The following is a 21520-nucleotide window of genomic DNA, read 5'->3' on the forward strand; positions in this document are numbered from 1 at the left end:
TCAGCTACGTTCTCCAGACTGGCATCATGAAGCGCAGACCGAAGTGACAAATAGGCGTGATTAGTTGCTGAGCAAGCCCCTGCGACACATCACCACCCGACACAATGCCTCTAAACAACTCTACTGACTGCCGGAATCTATCTACCGGCTCAAGAACGACTGGTTTATTAAGCGCCTGTCTCGCAAGCAAGACCCCACTTACGATCGGCAACTCCAATGAGCGAATGGACACTATCGCCTCGACAGGTAAACCGCCTTCAAGGCTGCACGCCAATGCATCAAGGCAGGAAACCGTCTCCTCCAGCGTATAGACCGGCAGTTTCGCGCACTCATCTCTGACTAAGGCCACACTTTCAAGAATCAGTACGGCGTGGTCGCGCCGAAACGCCGCCACGTGTACGGCGGCCGAATGGAGCAATCGCCGCAACGTCTGCGGCGGCACCCAGGAGGTAGCGGCTTCACAGCTGAGCAGTGCCATGACGATTCGAAGATCACCACTCGCGACCAGCGCGCGTGTTGCGGACGATAGCGCGAACAGTGCGTGCAACTCGTGCTGCGGCGTCCCCTGCAAGACCTGAAAAGCACGTTTATAGTCTGTGGCGAACTCAGTGAGCGAGTAGCATTTTTCAGTCTCTCCCGAGTGCTGTGAACGCCAGATTGCCGCGAACAAAGAAGGTGACGCCACTGCTCCATCAGCACGCTGTATCCACCTTGTCGGGTTCGGCTGTTCGGTGCGAGCGAACAGCCTGTCCTTGACTTCACTCGCGATCGGCAGGCTGCGCAATTCAGAAAGAACTTCGACACAGTCTCGTGCTAGCTCACCACCGGAAATCAACACCTCATCAGTGAAAACAAGACCGCAGTCATCGGGCAACACCAACTCTCGGCGAGTCACACTTTGAATGGACCGCAACATCGTTGAGTCGCCAAGGATGCAAGCACCACGGTCAAATACAACGCAATCTGCTCCGACAGGCGCTCGTCGAGTGTCCATCTTGATGCAGGTGATTTTCTGGTGGCGAAACATGATGCCAGCGTGCTCCTCCGCACTGCCTTCATCCACAACGACCACTGCCACCTCGGCCTTGTCATTCGCGTTGAGCGCGAGATAGCGACGCCACGCGCTCATGAGATCGGGCGCCAATAGTGCGCGCCCCGAAGAATGTGCACCTAGCGTCAGCAAGCCCGCTTCAACTGCATCGTAACGTCCGATCAACGCCTCACGACATGCATCGGTCAGTACTTCACGATCGCGAAAGTCACCTTCAGAACAGGCGGGTCTAACCTGAAGCAAATACATGTGTTTCACCGTCGTCATACGCAGGTGACGTCCACGCCAGAGCCTAAGACCTGAGGAAGCCGGACGCAAAGCCAAGGTCGTCGCGCGGGAGCCCGTATTCTGAGCGCATGCAAAACCGAAACCGATTGTATGCGCAACGTTCATCAGCTTTGGGTTCATCGGCATGACGGTCGTGACAGACACAAAACCCAGCGTCGTCTCGAGCCCCCATTCGCAATCGATCGCCGTGAAGTCAAATATCTGCATTAACTCATTACATACCGACTCCATGTAATCCAGAACGGCTAAATCCAGATACGGCGAGTGGTCCGGGGCGACATCGTCGCAGACAGCTATGTTCAACAGTGGCTGCACAAAGCATGGGATGTCAGCGGCATCACCGTTATGCCCCGACAGTGCAAGCTGGCGTTGTGCGTGCTCAGTAGACCCACTCATGGCCACAACGGCAACGCACCGTATCAACGCCTGTGGCTCATGACATATAAGGCTTTCATAGCCGCCAGCATTAACGTTATCAGTTAAATCCTCATTACCCGCACTACGGACGATCCAGGGCGCTGGACCGCAGACCGCCTCCACGCGCTGCCTCAACTGCGGAGAAGCTTTTTCCAAAGTAGCTGCATAGATTGATACCGCGTCGGCCGCCGGAGGCAGGCTACCAGCCACAATGGTCGACAATGGCTTTATAGGAAATACAGGCAGGACAAGATGGCTCAGAGACTCGACTTTACGGATATGCAGCAGTCGATCTACCTTGGGTGCGTAACGGCGCTCTTTGTCTATGGTCATGATTTAGTACGCAATATTGGATGAGTGGAGTAGTTGAGTATGAAGCTGGGCCAGCATCTGGGATCTATTAACCTCACACCACATACGTGCTCCGCACATCTTTAATAAGCCGCCTGAATTCATTTGCAATCTCCCAGAAAGCCACCGCTTTGATGAGCCCACAACCTTGCATAAAGACCACCTTGTTCAAGCAGCGTCGCGTGGTTGCCTTGTTCGACAATACGTCCCTCATCAAGAACGATTAAACGGTCCATCGCCGCGATAGTGGAGAGTCGATGCGCGATCGCAATGACAGTCTTACCTTCCATTAATCGGTAAAGGCTTTGCTGAATTACGGCTTCTACTTCGGAGTCGAGTGCGCTGGTCGCCTCATCTAGCAGCAGGATTGGTGCGTCTTTGAGCATCACGCGCGCAATGGCTATTCGCTGACGCTGCCCACCCGAGAGTTTGACTCCACGCTCACCCACATGTGCTTCATAACCGCAGCGCTTTCCGGCATCACCGAGATCTCGGATAAATGTGTGCGCCTCTGCGCGCCGAGCAGCTGCCTCAACCTGGGAGAAATTCGCGTCGGGTCTCCCATATGAAATATTGTCAGCTACTGACCTATGCAGCAGCGAGACGTCCTGAGTAACTATGCCGATTTGGCTGCGCAACGACTCCTGAGTAACGTGTGCGATATTCTGTCCGTCAATCAGGATGCGACCGTTTTCAAGATCATGAAAACGCAGCAACAAGTTCAACAGAGTCGACTTACCAGCTCCCGATCGGCCAACCAGGCCAATTTTTTCACCAGCCCTGATCGTGAGATCCAGATCGTCAATCACACGTCGACTGCTTTCTGCGTAACAAAAGCTCACTCGTTTGAAACATACCTCGCCATGCCTAGTCTGAAGGGAGATAGCATCAGGTGCATCGAGAACCGTAGGTGGGATCGACAGCATCTTCATCCCGTCCTGCACTATTCCGACGTTCTCGAAGAGGCTAGTCATTTCCCACATAAGCCATTGCGACATACTTTGCAGTCGCAACGCCATAGCGGTGCCAGCAGCAACGGCCCCTACTCCCACTAAACCTTGCGACCACAGCCACAATGCAGTGCCCAACATGCCAATCGTGAGCCCAACGCTCAGAAGATGATTCACAATCTCGAAGGTACTCACTAGTCGCATCTCTGCGTAACCGGTGCGCATGAATTCGTGCATAGCTTCGCGCGCAAACACCGCCTCACGCTGCGTATGCGAGAACAATTTAACGGTGGCTATATTGGAATACGCGTCGGTCACACGCCCCGTCAACAAGGCCCCCGCGTCAGCTTGCTCCTTGCCAAACTTGCCAAGGCGAGGCACAAAGTAGAACAACACAGCGACAAAAATGACGAACCAAATCATAAAAGGCCATATCAATTGCACATCAATGACGCCAACCAAGATGATCATGCTCGTCACGTACACACTCATAGCAACCATGACATCGGCCAGCACGAAAATAGTTCCGCGCACGGCTATAGAGGTTTGCATCACCTTGGCCGTAATACGCCCCGCGAACTCGTCCTGATAAAAGGACATGCTCTGCCCCAACACCAACCTGTGAAAGTTCCACTTAAGCCGCATGGGCAAATTTACTGTGAAGGTCTGATGCTTTAAGACAGTCTGTAGCACCACTACTGCGATGCTGATCCCCATCACGACTAACAGCCATAATAATGTTCCGCCGCGCTCAACCCACAAGTGCGTTGGCACCTGAACACTGAGCCAGTCAACAATTCTTCCTAGCATGGCAATCAGCAATACTTCTAACGCTGACATTATCATCGTGAGTAAAGCCATAAGTGCGATCTTGCCTCGCATTCCCTGCGTGCAAGCCCATAGAAAAGCGATTAAACCCCGAGGCGGCTGCGATGGCTCAGAGACAGGAAACGGGCAGAGAAGCTTTTCAAAATAGCCGAACAATTTATTGCCTCACAGAGAGTCCATGACAGTTACAAATCGTTGTAAGTTGGTATCGGACAACGCGTTGGCATATCAGAACAATGCGATAAATAGACTATTTCATATTCCCTTAAGCACGCTGGTTTCCGATCAACTTCGCAACTTTTTCGAAAGCTGCAGCTACATACGTCATCGCTCCCGTGTCAGCCAACAGCATGCGATGAGGTAGAGCGATACAGGACTTGGAAAAGTCTTGCGCTATAGGTAATTGAAAGCGTGATGGATCAATCGCATCAGTGAATGCCTGATTCAACTTAAACCGGTTGCGCGAGTATGGTTTGTAGAGACGGCTCTGATTAAGCGAGCTATACATCATCTTGCAGGGAAGACAAATTTCCGCAGAAAGAGCTGCGGCGAATCGTTCAGCTCCATGATTCTCAACAATCGACTGCGGCAACCTCACCACATAAGTGTAATGTGACCGCTCAGTAGTACGAGGGGCAGTAGCTTGTGGCATGAAACCAAGAGAAGCTAGGAGGCTATCCAGAACAGATGCATTATGCCGCCGATGTGCCAGATGTTCGTCCAAGATCTCTAGTTGCGCCATCAAGATGGCAGCATGAAACTCTGAGAGACAGTAGTTGTTGCCCATGATCTCCGCAGTCTCGACCAGTGCCATCTCATCTATGTAAGGAGGTAGCACGGCGAGCGTTCGGCCATCAGCCCTTAGATGCTCCACTCGGCGTGCCAGGCTATGGCTGTTAGTAATTACAGCCCCACCCTCTCCGCTTGTCAGCAGCTTACTATGCTGCATTGAAAAGGTGCCGACCGCACCGAAGCAACCAACATGTCGACCGGCATAACGCGCACCATGTGCTTGGGCGCAATCTTCAATCAAAGGAATGGAGTGCGCCCGAGCAATCGCAACCAAGCGATCCAGATCGGCAACTGCCGAACCTAGATGAACCACCGTGATAGCTCGAGTACGCGACGTGATTGAGCGCTCAAGTGCCACTGGATCAAGGCAACCGGTCTCGGGATCCACATCGGTCAGGACAGGGATAGCATTGACCCCAAGTACCGCGGACGCAGATGCGACCCAACTCACGCCTGGCACAATCACCTCGTCATAGGCACCGACCTCGCAGGCCTCTAACGCCATGCTCAAGCTAGCGGTTCCTGACGAAGCAGGCACGCAGTAGCTGGCACCTGTATAAAGAGCAAAAGCCCGTCCGAAACGCTCTTCCCAAGAAGACTGCCCACGATACTGACCGCTGATAGACCATCGGTGGCTCCCTAGCACAGCATTCACATTACTACGGGTGCTCTCAGTGCTCTGGGGCCAATCAGGCCAATTCCCGTCGTGGATCGTAGCTCCTCCATAAATCGCTAATTTTTCCAACATGGATGCCTCCGTCGTTCAAGGTTAATTGGGACTGCCTAGAACAACCGCAGGATGAGCCCCGCGGTTATTTCGAATCAATTCTTTGGTTAGAACGGATTCAATTCTCACGGCGCCATAGGCGCTCCGCATACCGAGATGTGCCAGTACCGACACGTCTAGCATGGAGCAGCATCTGAACAACCGTAGTGCTACTAGTCTGTGAACGGTACCCCCACATGTCTTCACATTTGCTTTCCAACGCACTTTCGATATCGGTCGTCATGGCGGGTATCAAGCCTTGAACTGCAAGCTGTCTTTCGAGCTCCGGGAGCGGCAAATTCGCACTGTATGGAACGTCTTCGTAGTAAAGGACCTGAACGCGATCTAGCGCATCTGCGGCAACCCGTACTATTTGATGATCGACATGCCCCCCAATCCCGCATGGAGCAAGCACAACCTCAGGTACCCAACACGTCACGGCATTACGGATCAAATCCACCACGCTCTCTGTTCTAGGGTCTTCAGTGGCTGAGAAACGCAGCTCGGTCGCAGTGTCATATCCCATCACAAAGCTATCCGGGCAGTGCAGAAGGTCATAATCGATACTCCGTCGCACACAATACTCACGATCCTCTAGCTCCCGCTCTGCCGATATGGCATCTGCAGACTGCTCGCACGTTACCCTCGGCAGAACCCATCCACTGTGACCGAAGATTGTCATAAGGCGCAGATCCGCTCGCTGGGAAAGCCGCGCAACAATCCCACCTATGGAGTAGGCAATATCATCTGAGTGCGGGGACAGCAGCAGGATTCGCTTGCCCATCATCGACTCAAGGGAGGACGGAATCATCGTTCCTCCCTGATCAAACGAATCGCTTGCCCAGCGGAAACTACATCGCTAGCTCCATCCATCATGCGAAAGGCCGCCTTGAAGCGCCGCTGTCGGCTTACCGAAGCGGGATCTCCTCTCGAGAACTGCTGGGAAGTGGCAATGAGTCCTTTCTCGAAACGCTTAAGTAACTCGTCAAGAACATCACCAGTGGCTAAGGAGACCGCTTGATTATCCCCTTCGTATAAAAGTAGACCCGTGCGTGCACAATTCGCATACAAGGCTTGGTCTAATTCCTCGGTGGCAGCAACGATTTGCAGCATTGGACCATCGCCGTAAATCATTATCGGCAGTTCAAAACGTTGCACTAGATCACGCATTCCCGTAGCCAGGGTAGCTCCACACTGCACCAATCGCTGGTAGCCATCATGACTGTCCATGTAGTCCAGTGTGGCCAACGCAGCTACGATCGGGATCGTGTCAAAGTAGGCGGTATAGGTAAATTCCTTCGCCGCTGCCATCACATCGGATCGCCCCATCAGACACGACAGTCTGTGACCATTAGATAAACCCTTGGCAAAGGTGTACATATCTGCATGAAAGCCTACCGCAGCCGAAAATTGAGAGGCCCGCATCGAACGGTAGCCTTGCTTGACGTCATCGCAGCACAGGAGTACCCGCTCATTCACAGCGATCTGCGCTAACCGACGAAGTGTATTCGGTTGCAGGTGGACGTAATCGGGAGACAAAATCACCAGAGCTATTTGTCCGCGATGCTGCTCCAGAACCTGCTCCAGAAGTTCCGGTACAAAGTAGAAATCAACAACTCCACTCGCGTTGGATTCCAGTAGGTGATCGCTGCTGGCCCAATAGTCATCCCAACCGTGATAACCCGCACTTGCAATGACATGCCTACCTGTAAATAGACGCGCAGCTTGAACAGCTGCTCGACAGGCTTCCGTCCCCGTGCTGAACAGAGCAAGCCGTACGTCGCTCATTCCTACGTCGCCAATGATCCGATTTGAGAGCACCTCATGCAGGTTGCTCCAGCAGGACGCGGATGCCTGCTTGTTCTGTAAATGGCGCGTAATCGCCGAGTTCACGGCCGGATGATGGTGCCCGAGCGTGACGCTGCCTTTGCCATTCATTAGATCTATATATTGCTTGCCATCCGAGAGCGTCACCATGGCACCACTGGAGCGGACAGCGCGAAGCCTAGGCAGTGCGGTGTAGATATCGGAGATGATGCGATTAGGTCTGTCCATGTCATTCCCCCGAGAAGGTGTCTATCTCAGCCAACTCAAAAGTTATCTTGAGCAACTGATGGAAATCTTCACAGAGCGTGGTACGTCCACTGTCGCTAAGGACCCTCACACTGCGAATCCTGGACTCGGCAATCGTCAGTGCAGCCAGAGATAAGCTCTCCCGGACGCTAGACCAAGTTAGGCCGCACAGTGATGCGAGCTGTCCAGCAACTTCAATCTCCAGGCTATTCTCGAGGATGAAAGCGGCTACTTCGAGCTCGGGAAAGCTGATATCACCCCAGTTTGCTTCCAGTTGAAAATGATGAAGCCTTGCGTTTCGGTCAACTTGCCAGTGCCAACCACCACTCCCATAACGCAATGACGAACGGAATACCCTGCCTTGCTCTCCTGGCCACATCACTGGTTTCACTAGAAACTCTCTCAGTGGCTCAGATATCTTTTGCAGCGGATCACAACCGCAGTGCTTGCGCATGGTATCTGCCATTACCGACCAACGCAGATCAAGCGCCAATATCACAGGACTGTTAAATGTGTGCGCTATGGTTTGACATTCAGGTACAACCAACCAGCTCGCCGCTTGAAGCAGTAGGTCGGCTCGTCTGAAGCCGCGCGATAAATGAAACTCCTCCTGGAATGAACGTGTTTCGCCGATATCGACCGTAATTACATAACCATCAACTAGCCAAGCTGAACGTGTGGGGGCCATCTTCCGCACACGATCGAACTCTGCACAACCAAACACTCCTTCGCCGATGAAACGCAGATGTAACAGTGCCTCACCATTTGAACCCTGAATTTCGATCGGCGTCTTACGCGGATTAACTAAAACCCGACGCCCGCTTAGAACCTGCGGGTCATTCCATGGAAGCCAAGCCTGACCGAATCCGTAACGCATCTCACCTTGTGGGCACCGGTAGTGGAGTCGCGCCTGAGAGGGAAACGAAGGTATTCCCGCTATGCTCCGTAGTCTCGCCATGAATTCTGGCTGTTCATTAGGTAATAAACATTCCCAAAGACGTGGTGTACGCGAGTTACGTATAACGCATGCCGAGAGGTTTGATGCTACACAGCGAGCTTCAGAATCGTGCCGGAGCTTGCCGACGCTCGCGAACCACAAATCCACCCCGCGCTCGCGAAACTGCTCTCCTACACATTCCATGGTAGCCCCCGTATCCGGCTGATCGTCTACCACCACGATCACAGGTGCAAATCGATGCTGCAACCAAGCCCGAGCTGTTTCTAAACCATCAACCGCTGCACACCCTTTGCTCGGTCGCACCGTGCACCAGTGCACATCCTCGACCCCCAACCCCGTAAGTGAGGCCTTCCAGAGGGGAGCAAGATATGCTCCACCTGTACGGATCCCGACGATCAAGAAAGGCCTGTCAAAGCTCACCTGCGTAATTAATCGATCAACGTCGCCAGAAATTAAAGCCAAATCAGCAAGGTCGTAGCCGCAACACTCTGGCATCGGCAAAAGGAGTAATTTGTTCAGGCAATCGGGCGTTGTATTTACATGTAGTTCGAGAATCGCACATGCGAGGTGATCAATATCTTCGGGCACATCAACAATCCGCCCCAGCAACATAAGTGCAGCACAATCAGCTGCACATTCGGCGTGAAAAAGTAGTGTTTCTAGCCTTTCCGGTGTGGTATTACCGTGCACGCCATAAATTTTGACCAGAGAAAGCAGATCGGCCAAAAATTGCACACTGGCGCAGGCGACCAGATATCGATGATCCAAGGCGCCCGGAACAACTGCTGCATTCAAACGCCCGATCACTTCGCCGATATCGATGCGCAACAACCCTACTGGGCTCGCTCTGGAAGATTGGTTAACAAGGAGATTACTCATATATACCAACGCAGTAAAAGTTCGACCTTGCACCCATATATCTGGACATAAAAATCGCCAAAACTATGGCTTTGCTCCAGTGGAAACATCATTTACTTCCACTAAACAATCTTCAATGCAAGATTGAATTAGCGAGGCATCAACCAGTACCAGGGGCCTGTCAATAGGCCCAGCCGGAATCCCCAGACAATCAAGAAGGATCATGGCAACTTGATCAGGACGAGTGAATAGATAACCTCGCTTATTGTCCGTACTCAGCAACGCCATCACTGCGGCGACAGTAACCCCGACTGGCAATTTAACTGCCAGCCCGTTAAGTTTGAGTAATCTATGGTGAAGACTCTTATCTGCATCGCTTAATAGCCCTAAACGACTGGAAACTTCCGCAGCCACTATCATTCCAAGACCCACGGCCTCGCCATGCGGTACTCGACCCTCTGCCACCAGCTCAATTGCATGACCTACTGTGTGGCCATACTCAAATACAAGGGCCTCTTTGCGCTCACATTTGTCGACTTTCATAACCTTCTGTTTTGCAAGCAAGCCGGCCTCAACAATGACCATGAGCTCTGTATCCGAATAATTTGCGTCCAACCTCAGTCCACTTTCAAGAAAAGGAATGTTTTCGGTGGCTACGGTCAATGCGTTTTTGATGATCTCGTACATTCCTGAACGAATTTGCGCCGCCGGTAATGTCTGCAAGAAATTGAGATCTATCAAAACTGCAGTGGGTTTGTGAAAACAACCCAGTAAATTTTTTCCTGAAGAAAGATTCACCGCTTGCTTGAGTGAGGCTACGGAATCTGCCGCTGCTATCAATGTAGTAGGCACATGGACGAGACGAATACCTCGAAACAATAAGGCCGCTAACAATCCAGCGATATTTCCGACGACACCACCCCCTACAGCGACTACCACGCTCGCTCTATCAATTCCAGCGCAAACCATTTTCTCCGCAAGACACTCAACCGTTCTCAGAGACTTTAAAAGCTCACGGCTATCAATAACAGACATATTAACTAAAGCATGAACTGATAGCTGATCATATAACTCGGCAGCATGCAACTTACTCAAGAGCTTATCGGTAATCAGATGAAAACTCGAAGCATTAAGCTCAAGCAAATTTGATACGATTTCATCAATACATCGAATACCAATCCTTACCGGATAGCACTCTTCTTCAAATTGAAGACACAAGCTACGCATGAGACCCCCTAGGAGCTTTCGCCATAGTTGCTTTGATTTACTCAGCACTTCCATAAAGATAATGGTATTTGTAAATCTGTCAATAGCCTTTCGCTGCAAATTCAATTAAAAATCCACACATCTAAATGTAAGAAACACCTTACAAACTCTATATTTATATTAGGAAAAGTATTACAAAACAACCAAGCCATTAAAGCTCACGCTCATTTTTATAGTTCCTATCGATCAAAAGTTATTTGACTACTCGACAACTGCGTGCAATTTTAAAGAGAAATCACGAATCAAACCCCATAACAACAAACGCATCTGTAGGATCAGGATTACACAACTTTAAAACCAACATCTCAGAATTTTTAGAAACAACATAAAGGAATTCCCTCAATGATGATTTCTTTATTAGAGCATTACGTCGAAGTCACTCCACTTGGTACGTCTCATATTCACGGGTTACAGTTAAAGACCCCACTGGACGATGCTTACGACGTGGTGGTCATTGGTAGCGGAGCCGCGGGAGCGATTACTGCTAACACATTCGTCAGAACAGGGCTTCGCACTCTCTTGCTGGAGGAGGGAGCTAGACCTAAAGCCACTGCAAGCAATGCAGACGTTGACGCGCAAGCCGAACACGCATTGGCAGGCAATTGCACGAAAGGCTGGAGTGAATGCGGATGGCCGTGGAGTACGCGCAATCTCGGTGGGGGCACTGTTTTCTACGGCGGAGCTTCATTTCGGTACACCGAATTCGATTTCGATCCCAGCGAGCGCATCCGTGTCGAAGGGTTACCAGTGAAATGGCCCATTAGTTCTTCCGATCTCGCTCCTTTCTACGACGAAATAGAATCGACTCTTTCGATCGATCGTGCCGGATTTGAGTGTTGCCGGACACAGGCTCCAGATACGCTGAGCCTACCTGCGGAGCATCTTTGGGCAGGAGCGCTGCAGCTCGGTTTATCCCCCCGTCCAACGCCTGTGGCAATTGACCGTAGCAAGTGCGACCACTGCTCCTTGTGCATCGCGAGACAGTGCTCACGCGGTGCCAAGCGTGATGTGGTCAGCTCCCTTCTAGCCCCCTTGGCCAACACGTCAAATATGCTGCTATTAACCGGCGTTAAGGCCATCGCCCTAACACAGGATAAATACGATCGTGCTAGCGCGGTCCAGTGCATGGATACAACAACGGGGCAGACTTTTTCCATCCGTGGGCACCGTTTTGTACTCGCCTGTAATGCAATTCAAACGGCCGCGTTACTGCTACGTTCGATTACGCCTCATGCACCAAGAGGACTTGGCAATGAGCACGATTTAGTCGGTCGTGGCCTTTGCATGAAACTCAGCGAGTACTCACAAGGCCTGGTTAGTGTGAGCAGACAACAAATCGACAATCACCCTATAGGTTATAGGGGACCTTTTTCGACAGTCTGCACGCTTGACCATTATCTGGATGAACGCTGCCCTACCGGTGTCGGCGGACTAATGTACGAAGCCAAACACGACGACTGGGGCCTTCTGCAAGGCGATGGCTTGATATTACGTGTGGAAACCATTCTTGCTGACCAACCGTCTCTCGGAAATCGGGTCCGTCTATCCACTAGTACAGACTCATGGGGCTTACCCAAAATAATGATCGACTACACGACAAACCCACAGGATCTGGCACGCCTAGCTTATATGGTAGAGCGCTCAACTGACTGGCTCAAAGCCGCCGGCGCACGTGATATCAAACATGAAGCCTCGAACTTCGCAATGGGCAGTACTCACCTACACGGGACCTGCCGTGCGGGTGACGATCCGCGAACATCCGTTGTAGATCGCAATGGCAAGCTCCATTCACTGGATAACGTTTACGTTGCAGATGGCAGCTATATGCCCTATCCCGGCGGTGTGAATCCAACTCTTACAATCCAAGCCAATGCATTGAGAATTGCCCGCCTTATCGCCCACGATGCAACGGGTCATGCGACCGCTAGCTTGCAGCCATTTTTTAACTGAAGATCAGCCAAAAATGATCACCTTAATGTCACCTCACTTCATTCGCCGACTCATCATTCACACGATCTGTAATGTGACCGGGGAGTCCCCGAAAGATGTAAACGCCCTCGACAGGGTTGCATTAAATACACGCGACTGGGAACAGGTCTTCAGCCGCTTGGAGGCGAAACTCGACATCCAGACCGACATGATGACTTCTGCAGAGCGGTCAATATCAATAGACGAGTTGGCGTGTGTTCTGCACACCATGCTGTCAGACGACGTCAGCACTTGACCGATGCATAACGGTCGTCGCTTAGAGTCCTGAACAGCACCGAAACCTCACGGTCAGGATGGCTGAAGACAACTGTTACATACCGCTACAGCCCACGCTTGCGTTCTCGAATTGCCTTCACACCTAATTCATTACCAAAGGCCTGATTCGCATGAAAGTATTGAAACTGACGCCCTTTTCCCATCATCCCGATGTTGATTCGTGGCCAGCAGCGTACGACTCGGTAGGCGGCATGCAGATTCAGACTTGGCGACAAGCAGTTTGGCTCGCTCAGAAAGGTATCAATCAACATGTCATGACTATTGGCTTCCCGGGACTGCCCAAGCAACGGTTATTACAGCCGTTTCTATCGGTAGAGTGCCTGCTGCTACCTATGCTCCACATACCGTCCGAATTTAGTGGCTTGATTGGGCTGACTCAGTCGTGGGCCTTGGCAACACTGGCCGCGCTATTCCCAAAAAGGCGCAAGCATGATTTCGATGTGGTTCATATTCATCTCGACGGACAAATTCCGGCACTGCTCGTCGCCTGTTTAGCACCTGGATTGCTACGATGCCCTCTAATTCTGACGGTGCATTGCTCTCGTCTCGCGGTCTACACGCCGCATTCTTGGCTGGATAAGGTTCAGCACCGCCTTGCCGGGTGGCTGGAACGCAAAGCTGTAAGCTCGGCCTTAACTGTCGTCGCCCTGACCCAAAGAACGGCCTCTCAACTCATAGATGATGCTCGTCGTGTCGAAATCATTCCTGACGTGGTCGACACCACACAATTTGCACCGCCCCCACAAGAAGCTATAACTGCGTTCCGCAAGCATCATAATCTACGACGGAAAACGGTAGGATTTGTCGGCCGTATCGCGAAAGAAAAAGGATGGAAGCACCTCATCCCACTTGCTCAGGCACTTCGCGAACAAGAGTGTGAGTTGCTTATCGTCGGCGACGGAACACAACGTGATCGACTACAGCACGGCATAGACAAGGCTGGACTGAAAGAATGGGTAACAGTGACGGGTTTCATCCCGAATCATGAAGTGCCATTGGCGATGTCGGCCTGCCGTCTAATAGTCATGCCCTCGGCGTATGAAGAGTTCGGCGGCGTCAGCATTGAAGCGCTGGCCACTGGGGTCCCAGTGGTAGCTTTTGCCGTTGGAGGTCTTCCGGAAATTTTGCGTGGCATTACTCCCGACTTGTTGATCGCGCCAGAAGATACGCGCGCGCTAATTGCACGAGTCCAAGCGGTACTAGCCGGACATCATTCACAGAGTATCGCTCCAGATCGGTTGCGGGCCTACGTTAAGCAACGGTATGACCCATCCGTAATGGGCGCCCAAATTCTGTCTCTATACCAACTGGCATTAAGCAATTCTACGAGACCTGTCAGACGGTGACGCCATCGACAATAGCTTGCCCAACTAAAAAACTGCTATGGAGGATTCTATGTCGCTAATTCACCTCCCGAATAATGTTTCAGCATCAGAAGTCGTGCAGTGCTTGCGGGAGCACGGCTACGCCATAATTGACAAGCTCGTACCAGGCATCGCGATGGATCGCATTGCCGTAGAGCTCGAACCCTATACCAGAATGACGCCCTTCGGGCCTGACGACATACTTGGCAGGAAAACCAAACGTACCGGCGGATTAATCGCGCGATCTCCAGGAGCGCGTGAATTAATCCTCAATCCCACTATTCTAGAGACTACACGGCGCTTTCTATCTCACGCCTCGACGTTTCAGATCCATTGCACTCAGGTCGTGTCCATTCATCCGGGAGCAAGAGCACAAACACTGCATCAAGACGAAGTAGCTTGGGACATGTTCCCTTTTCCTCACGACTATCATGTGCAATGCAACACGTTATGGGCCATGACCGACTACTCGGAAAAGATGGGTGCCACACGCATCGTACCCGGCAGCCACAAAGCTGGACGTAGTGTCGAGTTTGAGATAAAGGACAGCTACCCTGCAGAAATGGAAAAAGGGTCAGTACTCGTTTACGACGGAAAGGTGTACCACGGCGGTGGAGCCAATCACTCCAACCAAGTCCGGTCCGCCATCAACCTGACATATGCGCTCGGCTGGCTTCGGCAAGAGGAGAACCAGTTCCTGTCCTGCCCGCTCGAAATTGCTCGTAAGTTACCGGACCAATTGCTACACCTCATGGGTTATCAATGCGCAGCGTTCGCTTTGGGATACGTTAATGGGTTCGAGGATCCGATGACTGTGCTAGGCCGAGGTCAACCAGGAAAACTCATGGGGCGCAGTTGATGCTGAAGGGGGAACAGAATGTGGATCGCAGATCTTTCCTGCGCGAAGTAAAATTTGATTGAAGAGCGCTCAGAAGCGCCCAGACAATCAGAAATGACACTCGAGCACGCGATATATCTCAGAAACCACCTGCCGGGTTGCGGTTTCGATCGCACCCTCATTGCGGGATAAAACCCATCCTTGATCGGCAGCCGCTCGCTCGAACGCCTCCGTACACGCAACATGCTCAGCCTGGTGATGGATCACGGTGCTACCCAGTCCCCGCGAGCGTGTTGCCGCCCTCGCCCAGGAAATTTCAGGGTCAGTGACCACCCCGACATGCAAGTCTGGCACCCGCACGTTTCGCTCGATGTTCAACTGCAGAATTTCTGCAAACGGCACTGTCCGCCGGAACGCGGCATCCGACGGGTACCAGCGATCAATCAGGATAATGCTGCCCACAGGCTGTTTAGTGAGTACATGGCTGGAAATCCAGGCGCGGCTATCCGCGAAGCGCTGACAAATCGTCAACTCCAGATCGAGGGAGGGATTTCTGGCGAACGTGTTGACCAGGGCCATTGTTTCAGCCCTGTAGGGATCACTTTTTCTCTCGCATAACCGGATCACTTTCTTGTTATCAGCCCTCAGTACGTGCGTGATGGCTTCCAACAGTGTGGTTTTACCAGTGCCCTTAGGCCCATCAAGAGAAACAAACAGCGTGGAGTTCATACTTCAACCGTTGATACACATTGACGATGACTTTAACCCGATGGGTGGCTTACGCGCCTGAAAACCTACAATCATAAGGTTTTGCTTATGAGGTTAAGTCATATCACTACGCTGTGTAGTGGCGACGTATTCCTCATGTGTGCGTGTCGCCTCCCGCAGAGCCGTTATCCCGAACAGTACGGTGACGACCATGAACAGACCGGCGCCAATACCCACGCCAAACCCGGCAGCGGCACCGTACACATCAATCACCAGCCCTGCTAGCACACTGCCGAGCGCCACACCGATGCTGATGCCGGTCGACATCCAGGTCAGACCTTCGGTCATGCGTGACGCGGGCACAATGATCGAACCAAGATTCATGGCAATGACCATGGTGGGAGCAAAAGAGATCCCCGCCACCAGTAGCATGACCGCCAAGGTATAAACGTCGGGTGAAAAAACGGGCAAAACCGCTGTCAGTGCAGTGACCAGCAAGGCGATAAAGAATTGCTTTTCTATAGGCATCCCTATTCGGAATGCGCCAAAACTCAGGCCGGCGATCATGGAGCCCAATGCATAAGCCGCCAGAATGAAGCTCGCGGAGGTTGGCCAATCGTGCTCGTTCGCAAACGCGACGACGGCCACATCGACCGCCCCACCAATGACGCCCATGGCCAGAAGTGCCAGCACGATGATGCGCAGGCCCGGGTTATGCAGGGTTGAGCGTGCCTTGCCCTTACTGGCCACGATCACCTGCGGCTCTGTGCGGCGCTGCAATAGAAACGCTGTCACCCCGATAGCCAGCAGCAATACCGCAGTCAGGGGCCCGGCCTCAGCAAATAAACCGGTGCTCAAGCCAATCGCCAATGGCGGACCGATTATAAAGGCCAGCTCTGTCAGCACGGTGTCCAGCGAAAAAGCCGTGTGCAGCTGCGGTGAGCCGCGAAACAAGTGGGTCCAGCGAGCCCTGATCATCGCTGGCATGCTGGGCATACTGCCTGCAAGCACCGCCAAAATAAAAAGGACAACCGCAGGCGCGCCGATGTAAACGGCAGCTATCAGGGCGAGCAACATGATGATGCTGAAAGATGTGACCCACGGCAGAACGCGACTCTGCCCCCGGCGATCTACCAGACGTGAGAGATGCGGGCCAATCAGTGCGTTGGCCAAAGTAAATGTCGCCGCGATAGCGCCAGCCAACCAATACCCGCCGTTGTGCTGCACCAGCATGGTAATGAGCCCGATGCCCACCATTGCGTGTGGCAACCGAGCAATGGCGCTTGCGATCACTAACCCCGGGACTCCGGGTGTAGAAAACAGGTCACGGTAAGGATTTGCCATGAATTTACCCGTAAGAAATTAGCGAGAGCGTGCCTGTACATTATTCAGCGTCATTCACCTCTTGTCGGCAAATCACACAAAGCATGCACCCAAGCAGTGGCGCTGACTGCACAGTACTCCTAGCCTAGCTGAACCTTTTCCCAAAAAGATTTCTCGATATGACGTCTTCAAAAGACGAAAAGCTCATTCTCGTAGATGAACACGACCAACCCATCGGCACAGGTTCGAAACTGAGCGTGCATCAAGACGGTCTGCTTCATCGGGCTTTTTCTATTTTTATTTTCAATGGCAAGGGTCAACTGATGCTGCAACGGCGCGCATTGGGTAAATATCACTCGGGGGGGTTGTGGACCAATACCTGTTGTGGCCACCCTCGCCCCGATGAAACGGTTCTCGGTGCCGCACATCGTCGGTTGCAGGAGGAGATGGGGTTTGATTGTGCCCTGCACGAAGCGGGCACCTTGACGTACCGTGCCGAAGTTTCGCAGGGTTTAATCGAGCATGAATTTGATCACGTGTTTGTTGGGCGATTTGATGGCCAGGTTCACCCTGATCCCGATGAAGCCCTCGATTGGCAGTGGGTTGACCTCGACACGTTACACACTGCACTCATGACCCAACCCGACACCTTTACGGTCTGGTTTAAAACCATTGTGGAACAGCCCGGTGGCAACCTGCGCAACCTCAAGGCTTTAGCCCTGAAGCTGCACACTGAGTAGGCCTTCAGTCATCAAGCACTAATTGCGTCAGCTTCCACACCCCGTGCGAAGTGGCCAGCAATGGACTCCAGCAACACCTTGTCCTTTAAAGGGTCAAGACCCGGGTACGGCTGTCCGTTGTAAGGGCCGGTGTAGGTCAACACGTTTTCAATGCTTGAGCCCGTCTCATACACACTTCGCATTAAATGGCATTCGGCGTCCTTGGCGTCAGCAGCACTCAGCGCATAATGCAGCGCCAATGAACTGCCGAACTCCAACGCGTTGCATTCGATGCCATGTTTTTTCGCCAGATCAATGCTGCGGAAAATGCGCTCATTGCGCTGCAACTTGCGCAACGGATCCCGCCCGACGCGAACGCAGGGGTCCTTGAAGGAATTCTTGCAACGCTCAAGAAAGGTCGAGGAAAAATCACTGATGGCATCTGCCAGATGCGGGTATTCCGCGACCAGCGCAGGCCCTACTTCGTGATGAATCAGTCGTTCAGCCAGAGCGCTGACACGCGGATCGCCCATGCCCTGCCCCACCCACGAATACCCCAGCAAGCTGGAGTACCAGGCAATAATCGCGTGCGGGCCGTTCCAGAGCAGGTTCTTCATCACTTGGGTCTGGCTGATGTCATCCACGGTTTTAACCTGACGCAGACGCTCCAGCAGGTTGCTGCCCCGCTCGGCATACAGCAGCATATCAGGCTCACTGTTAAACAGGATCAAGTGCAATTGACCGAGTGCATTGGTCGACTGGGCAAACGGTCGGAAGCGCGCAATGAGCCGCTCATACTCAGGCACAGGGGATTTCAGTGAGCGTTTTGGCGCGGGTGTGCCGTCATTCAGGCTGTTTTGGAAGATCGTCGATTTAATCCGCAACTGTCGCACCAGCGCTTCATTGGTGATTTTGGAGACGATACGGCTCACGACGGTTTCAGCAAAATGGGTGTTATCCAGAATTTTGGCGCACAGCTCGGGCGATACCTGCTGCGCCAGATGCGTCTGGACTTGGCGGCGAACAAACTCCGCGCCACCCACCTTGTTCAGCACAATCAGAATCGTCAGCTCTCGGCCGCGCCGCTCGAAACGTCGGACCAAGCCTCTGGCAATCACCCCTACCTGCTTGCGAATCGCGGGTTCGGGCAAACTAAGCCCGACAATCTCCGCGACGTCGTACATACGGATCACCGCTTCGTCGTCGTCCATGTCAATCATGTTGAGCGAATCGATGGTTTGGTCAAAGGATGTCGCGCCGTAACGCACGCTAAAGCTGCCAAAGGCCTGAATGGTTTCTCTGAGCATCCGTGAGCGCGTCGCGGCAATGATTTCACACGGGCGCGTGTAACCATCCCAGTGCGAGAAAATCTGTGTCAGGTAACCGCCGCCCATGGCACCAAAACCGTGGATCCCGACACTGAACTGGTTCAGCGCCTGCGGAAAACTTTCAGTCAAATGCGGTGTGCCCAGGTCAGGCATGCAATCGTTCAGGTCGGCGAGAAAGCCATGCATGCTCTGATACACCTTCAAAGCTGCGGCCTTGACCTCTGGGGCTGGCGGCTTGATGTCTTCAATCAGAATGGGTTGGCCTTCAGCGCGGGTCGCAGAGAGCAGGCCATTTTCAGAGTCTTCCAGCATCAAGCAATGTTCAGGCAGGCAGTTCAGCGCACTGGCTGCTGCCAGAAAAATCTCGGGGTGGGGCTTGCCTTGAGTCACTTCGTCGCCACACACGGTGACATCGAAATACTTCAGCACATTGGCATTAATCAGGTATTCCTCGGCAATCGCTCGACGGCTGGATGTTGCAACGGCCATGGTCAGGCCGTATTTGCGCAATCGCTCCAAGACCTCCAGCAAACCGTCCTTGATCGGCACGCCATTGTCGCGGACATAAGCCAGCTCAAGTTCATCGGCGCGCTTTCTAACTTCGGCGTAGGGAAAGTCATCGCCATGGTTGGCCTTGGCCAGCGCTTCGGCTTTCTTGGCACTCAGGCCCAGTGAGCCTATGAGAGTGGCTTCACTCAGCGGCGTGCCGAAAATCTCGAGTGCCGCCTGTTTCAGGGTTTTGAAACGCAGGCGTTCCGTGTCAAACATCGTGCCGTCCATATCGAAAATGGCACTGAAAATGCGTTTGCCCTGGAAATAAATCATGGGGTGTTACTCCTTATACCGCGGGTGATGGGTTCAGATAAAAACAGTGCTCAGAACGCATCAGGCGGGGGGACGTAACAATGGCGCCAGTCGGCGCAGCTGCCTGGTAAGCGGGGTCGCAGGCGGGGTATGGCGAAGTGTATGAAGCGGCGAAAAACAAACCCTGTCACTGCGCGCGGGCAGCTTTTAACGTGAGGCCCACACTTGGCAATCAGGGATGCGCAAGGTGAGCCGAACGAGCGATTGATACGTGTGATTCCATCCATAGGGCGTTGAAATATCCTGTTTCGATAGAGAGTCCTTTTTAGCTATAACCCATTTAATGGCTCTAAATCAAGGCAACAAGCCCTGTACTTCGTAGCAGTTGCCGAAGGCGACGTCCGATTGCGAAGCGATCGTAACTACCTGAGCACTCAATTTAGAGAAACGCAGTGATTGTCTATTTCTGGCTCAATTGTTCAACCAGAACTTTATTGAAAGCGGCTGGATCTTCCATTTGCGGCGCATGGCCCATGCCTGCAAATTCAATCAATCTGGCGCCCGGTATCAGGGCTGCGGCCTGTTTGCCGAGCACTTTGTAATGGCCTATTTTGGCCTTCACTTGCGGCGGTGCTATATCGCTGCCAATGGCTGTCGTGTCGGCGTCACCGATCAGCAACACGGTAGGCACCTTGAGTTGTGGCATCTCGTAGATCACCGGCTGGGTAAAAATCATGTCGTAGATCAAGGCCGAGTTCCATGCCACACGCTTATGCCCCGGGCCTTTATTCAACCCTGCGAGCATGTCCACCCAACGGTCGTATTCGGGCTTCCAGTTGCCTGCGTAATAGGTGCTTTGTTCATACTTACGAATGCCGGCAGCGTCCAGTTTCAGCTCGCGTTCATACCATTGATCGACGCTTCGCCACGGTACGCCCAAGGCTTTCCAGTCTTCCAGTCCAATCGGATTGACCAGCACCAGCTTCTCGGTATTTGAAGGGTAAAGCAGCGCGTAGCGGGTCGCTAACATCCCGCCGGTGGAATGACCAATCACACTGGCTTTGTCGATGCCAAGCTGGCTGAGCAAGGCATGGGTATTGGCTGACAGTTGCTGGAAACTGTACTGATAGTGTTCAGGCTTGCTGGACGTGCAAAAGCCGATTTGATCAGGCGCCACTACCCGATAGCCCTGCGCACTCAGCGCTTTGATGCTGTCACCCCAAGTCGCTGCACAGAAATTTTTGCCGTGTAATAACACGGCGGTATGACCATTGGCCTCACCTGTAGGCGCAACGTCCATATAGCCCATCTGCAAGGCTTGCCCTTGGGACTCTAAATCGAAGTGATGCAGCGGATACGGGTACTCAAACCCCTGAAGTTGTTCACCATAGCCCGTAGTCGAAGACGCGGGGGCCGCGACAGCAAGCATGGGTAACGCGCAGGACAGAGCCAAGCATGAACGCTTGATAAAAGGTGCACACTGCATGGGCATCGCCTCAAAAAGACTTGAGACTCACACGCCGCTATTAACCCAAGGTTAAAACCCGCCTGTATGATGTCGCGCTCAAGAATC

The 21520-nt window shown here is 52.7% G+C and carries 16 protein-coding genes; 5 read left to right on the forward strand and 11 right to left on the reverse strand.

The features are described from left to right. Window positions 1-4 precede the first annotated feature (4 nt). From GHN86_RS06595 to GHN86_RS06625, 7 genes are all read right to left on the reverse strand, one after another. A complete protein-coding gene (locus tag GHN86_RS06595) occupies window positions 5-2089 on the reverse strand; it encodes a hypothetical protein (RefSeq protein ID WP_153378255.1) in 2085 nt (694 codons plus the stop codon). 119 nt (window positions 2090-2208) lie between these two features. Beyond that, window positions 2209-4041 (reverse strand): ABC transporter ATP-binding protein, encoded by a 1833-nt coding sequence (locus GHN86_RS06600; RefSeq protein ID WP_153378256.1) that lies wholly within the window; start codon window positions 4039-4041, stop codon window positions 2209-2211. 109 nt (window positions 4042-4150) lie between these two features. Next, complete coding sequence (locus GHN86_RS06605) at window positions 4151-5425, reverse strand: DegT/DnrJ/EryC1/StrS family aminotransferase (RefSeq protein ID WP_153386265.1); 1275 nt, start codon at window positions 5423-5425, stop codon at window positions 4151-4153. Window positions 5426-5522: 97 nt separating this feature from the next. Further along, window positions 5523-6254: a PIG-L deacetylase family protein gene (locus GHN86_RS24005; protein WP_153386267.1), complete on the reverse strand. Its 732-nt coding sequence runs from the start codon at window positions 6252-6254 to the stop codon at window positions 5523-5525. Continuing rightward, the gene (locus tag GHN86_RS06615; protein WP_153378259.1) at window positions 6251-7498 is read right to left on the reverse strand and encodes an aminotransferase class III-fold pyridoxal phosphate-dependent enzyme; all 1248 of its coding nucleotides are present in this window, start codon (window positions 7496-7498) and stop codon (window positions 6251-6253) included. Before GHN86_RS06615 ends, GHN86_RS24005 begins: the two co-directional genes overlap by 4 nt. A 1-nt stretch (window position 7499) precedes the next feature. Next, on the reverse strand, window positions 7500-9305 hold the full coding sequence (locus GHN86_RS06620; RefSeq protein ID WP_194286540.1) for a hypothetical protein: 1806 nt from the start codon (window positions 9303-9305) through the stop codon (window positions 7500-7502). Between the two features lie 111 nt (window positions 9306-9416). Then, window positions 9417-10664: an iron-containing alcohol dehydrogenase gene (locus GHN86_RS06625; protein ID WP_153378261.1), complete on the reverse strand. Its 1248-nt coding sequence runs from the start codon at window positions 10662-10664 to the stop codon at window positions 9417-9419. Between the two features lie 276 nt (window positions 10665-10940). Here GHN86_RS06625 and GHN86_RS06630 point away from each other — a divergent pair, with 276 nt between their 5' ends. The 4 genes from GHN86_RS06630 (at window position 10941) to GHN86_RS06640 (ending at window position 15086) form a co-directional block, all read left to right on the forward strand. After that, the gene (locus tag GHN86_RS06630; RefSeq protein WP_153386269.1) at window positions 10941-12548 is read left to right on the forward strand and encodes a GMC oxidoreductase; all 1608 of its coding nucleotides are present in this window, start codon (window positions 10941-10943) and stop codon (window positions 12546-12548) included. 25 nt (window positions 12549-12573) lie between these two features. Beyond that, the gene (locus GHN86_RS24010; RefSeq protein ID WP_369074134.1) at window positions 12574-12822 is read left to right on the forward strand and encodes a DUF6137 domain-containing protein; all 249 of its coding nucleotides are present in this window, start codon (window positions 12574-12576) and stop codon (window positions 12820-12822) included. A gap of 151 nt (window positions 12823-12973) precedes the next feature. Next, window positions 12974-14209 carry a glycosyltransferase gene (locus GHN86_RS06635; protein WP_153386271.1) on the forward strand — a complete coding sequence of 412 codons (1236 nt, stop codon included), beginning with the start codon at window positions 12974-12976 and terminating at the stop codon, window positions 14207-14209. A 49-nt stretch (window positions 14210-14258) separates the two neighbouring features. Continuing rightward, window positions 14259-15086, forward strand: coding sequence for a phytanoyl-CoA dioxygenase family protein (locus tag GHN86_RS06640; RefSeq protein WP_194286203.1), 828 nt, complete (start codon window positions 14259-14261; stop codon window positions 15084-15086). Between the two features lie 87 nt (window positions 15087-15173). Here the strand turns inward: GHN86_RS06640 and GHN86_RS06645 are convergent, their stop codons facing one another. After that, entirely contained in the window at window positions 15174-15794 is a 621-nt protein-coding gene (locus tag GHN86_RS06645) for a dTMP kinase (RefSeq protein ID WP_153378265.1), read from the reverse strand. A 93-nt stretch (window positions 15795-15887) separates the two neighbouring features. Next, window positions 15888-17117: an MFS transporter gene (locus GHN86_RS06650; RefSeq protein ID WP_153378266.1), complete on the reverse strand. Its 1230-nt coding sequence runs from the start codon at window positions 17115-17117 to the stop codon at window positions 15888-15890. Window positions 17118-17275: 158 nt separating this feature from the next. On the opposite strand from GHN86_RS06650, the gene idi reads away from it, so the two are divergent. Then, window positions 17276-17836: an isopentenyl-diphosphate Delta-isomerase gene (idi, locus tag GHN86_RS06655; RefSeq protein ID WP_153378267.1), complete on the forward strand. Its 561-nt coding sequence runs from the start codon at window positions 17276-17278 to the stop codon at window positions 17834-17836. A gap of 11 nt (window positions 17837-17847) precedes the next feature. Here idi and mtlD read toward each other — a convergent pair whose 3' ends face one another. Then, complete coding sequence (gene mtlD, locus GHN86_RS06660; protein ID WP_153386273.1) at window positions 17848-19968, reverse strand: bifunctional mannitol-1-phosphate dehydrogenase/phosphatase; 2121 nt, start codon at window positions 19966-19968, stop codon at window positions 17848-17850. Window positions 19969-20407: 439 nt separating this feature from the next. Beyond that, window positions 20408-21376, reverse strand: coding sequence for an alpha/beta fold hydrolase (locus GHN86_RS06665; protein ID WP_153386296.1), 969 nt, complete (start codon window positions 21374-21376; stop codon window positions 20408-20410). Window positions 21377-21520: the final 144 nt, after the last annotated feature.

This window comes from Pseudomonas helleri, from assembly GCF_009600315.1.
In the GTDB taxonomy this organism is placed as follows: Bacteria; Pseudomonadota; Gammaproteobacteria; order Pseudomonadales; family Pseudomonadaceae; genus Aquipseudomonas; species Aquipseudomonas helleri_A.

What these genes read in the sequence shown, in the direction of transcription:
- GHN86_RS06595 (WP_153378255.1), bottom strand. Translation starts at nt 2,089, where the DNA reads ATGACCATAGACAAAGAGCGCCGTTACGCACCCAAGGTAGATCGACTG.
- GHN86_RS06605 (WP_153386265.1), bottom strand. Translation starts at nt 5,425, where the DNA reads ATGTTGGAAAAATTAGCGATTTATGGAGGAGCTACGATCCACGACGGG.
- GHN86_RS24005 (WP_153386267.1), bottom strand. Translation starts at nt 6,254, where the DNA reads ATGATTCCGTCCTCCCTTGAGTCGATGATGGGCAAGCGAATCCTGCTG.
- GHN86_RS06615 (WP_153378259.1), bottom strand. Translation starts at nt 7,498, where the DNA reads ATGGACAGACCTAATCGCATCATCTCCGATATCTACACCGCACTGCCT.
- GHN86_RS06630 (WP_153386269.1), top strand. Translation starts at nt 10,941, where the DNA reads ATGATGATTTCTTTATTAGAGCATTACGTCGAAGTCACTCCACTTGGT.
- GHN86_RS24010 (WP_369074134.1), top strand. Translation starts at nt 12,574, where the DNA reads ATGTCACCTCACTTCATTCGCCGACTCATCATTCACACGATCTGTAAT.
- GHN86_RS06635 (WP_153386271.1), top strand. Translation starts at nt 12,974, where the DNA reads ATGAAAGTATTGAAACTGACGCCCTTTTCCCATCATCCCGATGTTGAT.
- GHN86_RS06640 (WP_194286203.1), top strand. Translation starts at nt 14,259, where the DNA reads ATGTCGCTAATTCACCTCCCGAATAATGTTTCAGCATCAGAAGTCGTG.
- GHN86_RS06645 (WP_153378265.1), bottom strand. Translation starts at nt 15,794, where the DNA reads ATGAACTCCACGCTGTTTGTTTCTCTTGATGGGCCTAAGGGCACTGGT.
- GHN86_RS06650 (WP_153378266.1), bottom strand. Translation starts at nt 17,117, where the DNA reads ATGGCAAATCCTTACCGTGACCTGTTTTCTACACCCGGAGTCCCGGGG.
- idi (WP_153378267.1), top strand. Translation starts at nt 17,276, where the DNA reads ATGACGTCTTCAAAAGACGAAAAGCTCATTCTCGTAGATGAACACGAC.
- mtlD (WP_153386273.1), bottom strand. Translation starts at nt 19,968, where the DNA reads ATGATTTATTTCCAGGGCAAACGCATTTTCAGTGCCATTTTCGATATG.
- GHN86_RS06665 (WP_153386296.1), bottom strand. Translation starts at nt 21,376, where the DNA reads ATGCTTGCTGTCGCGGCCCCCGCGTCTTCGACTACGGGCTATGGTGAA.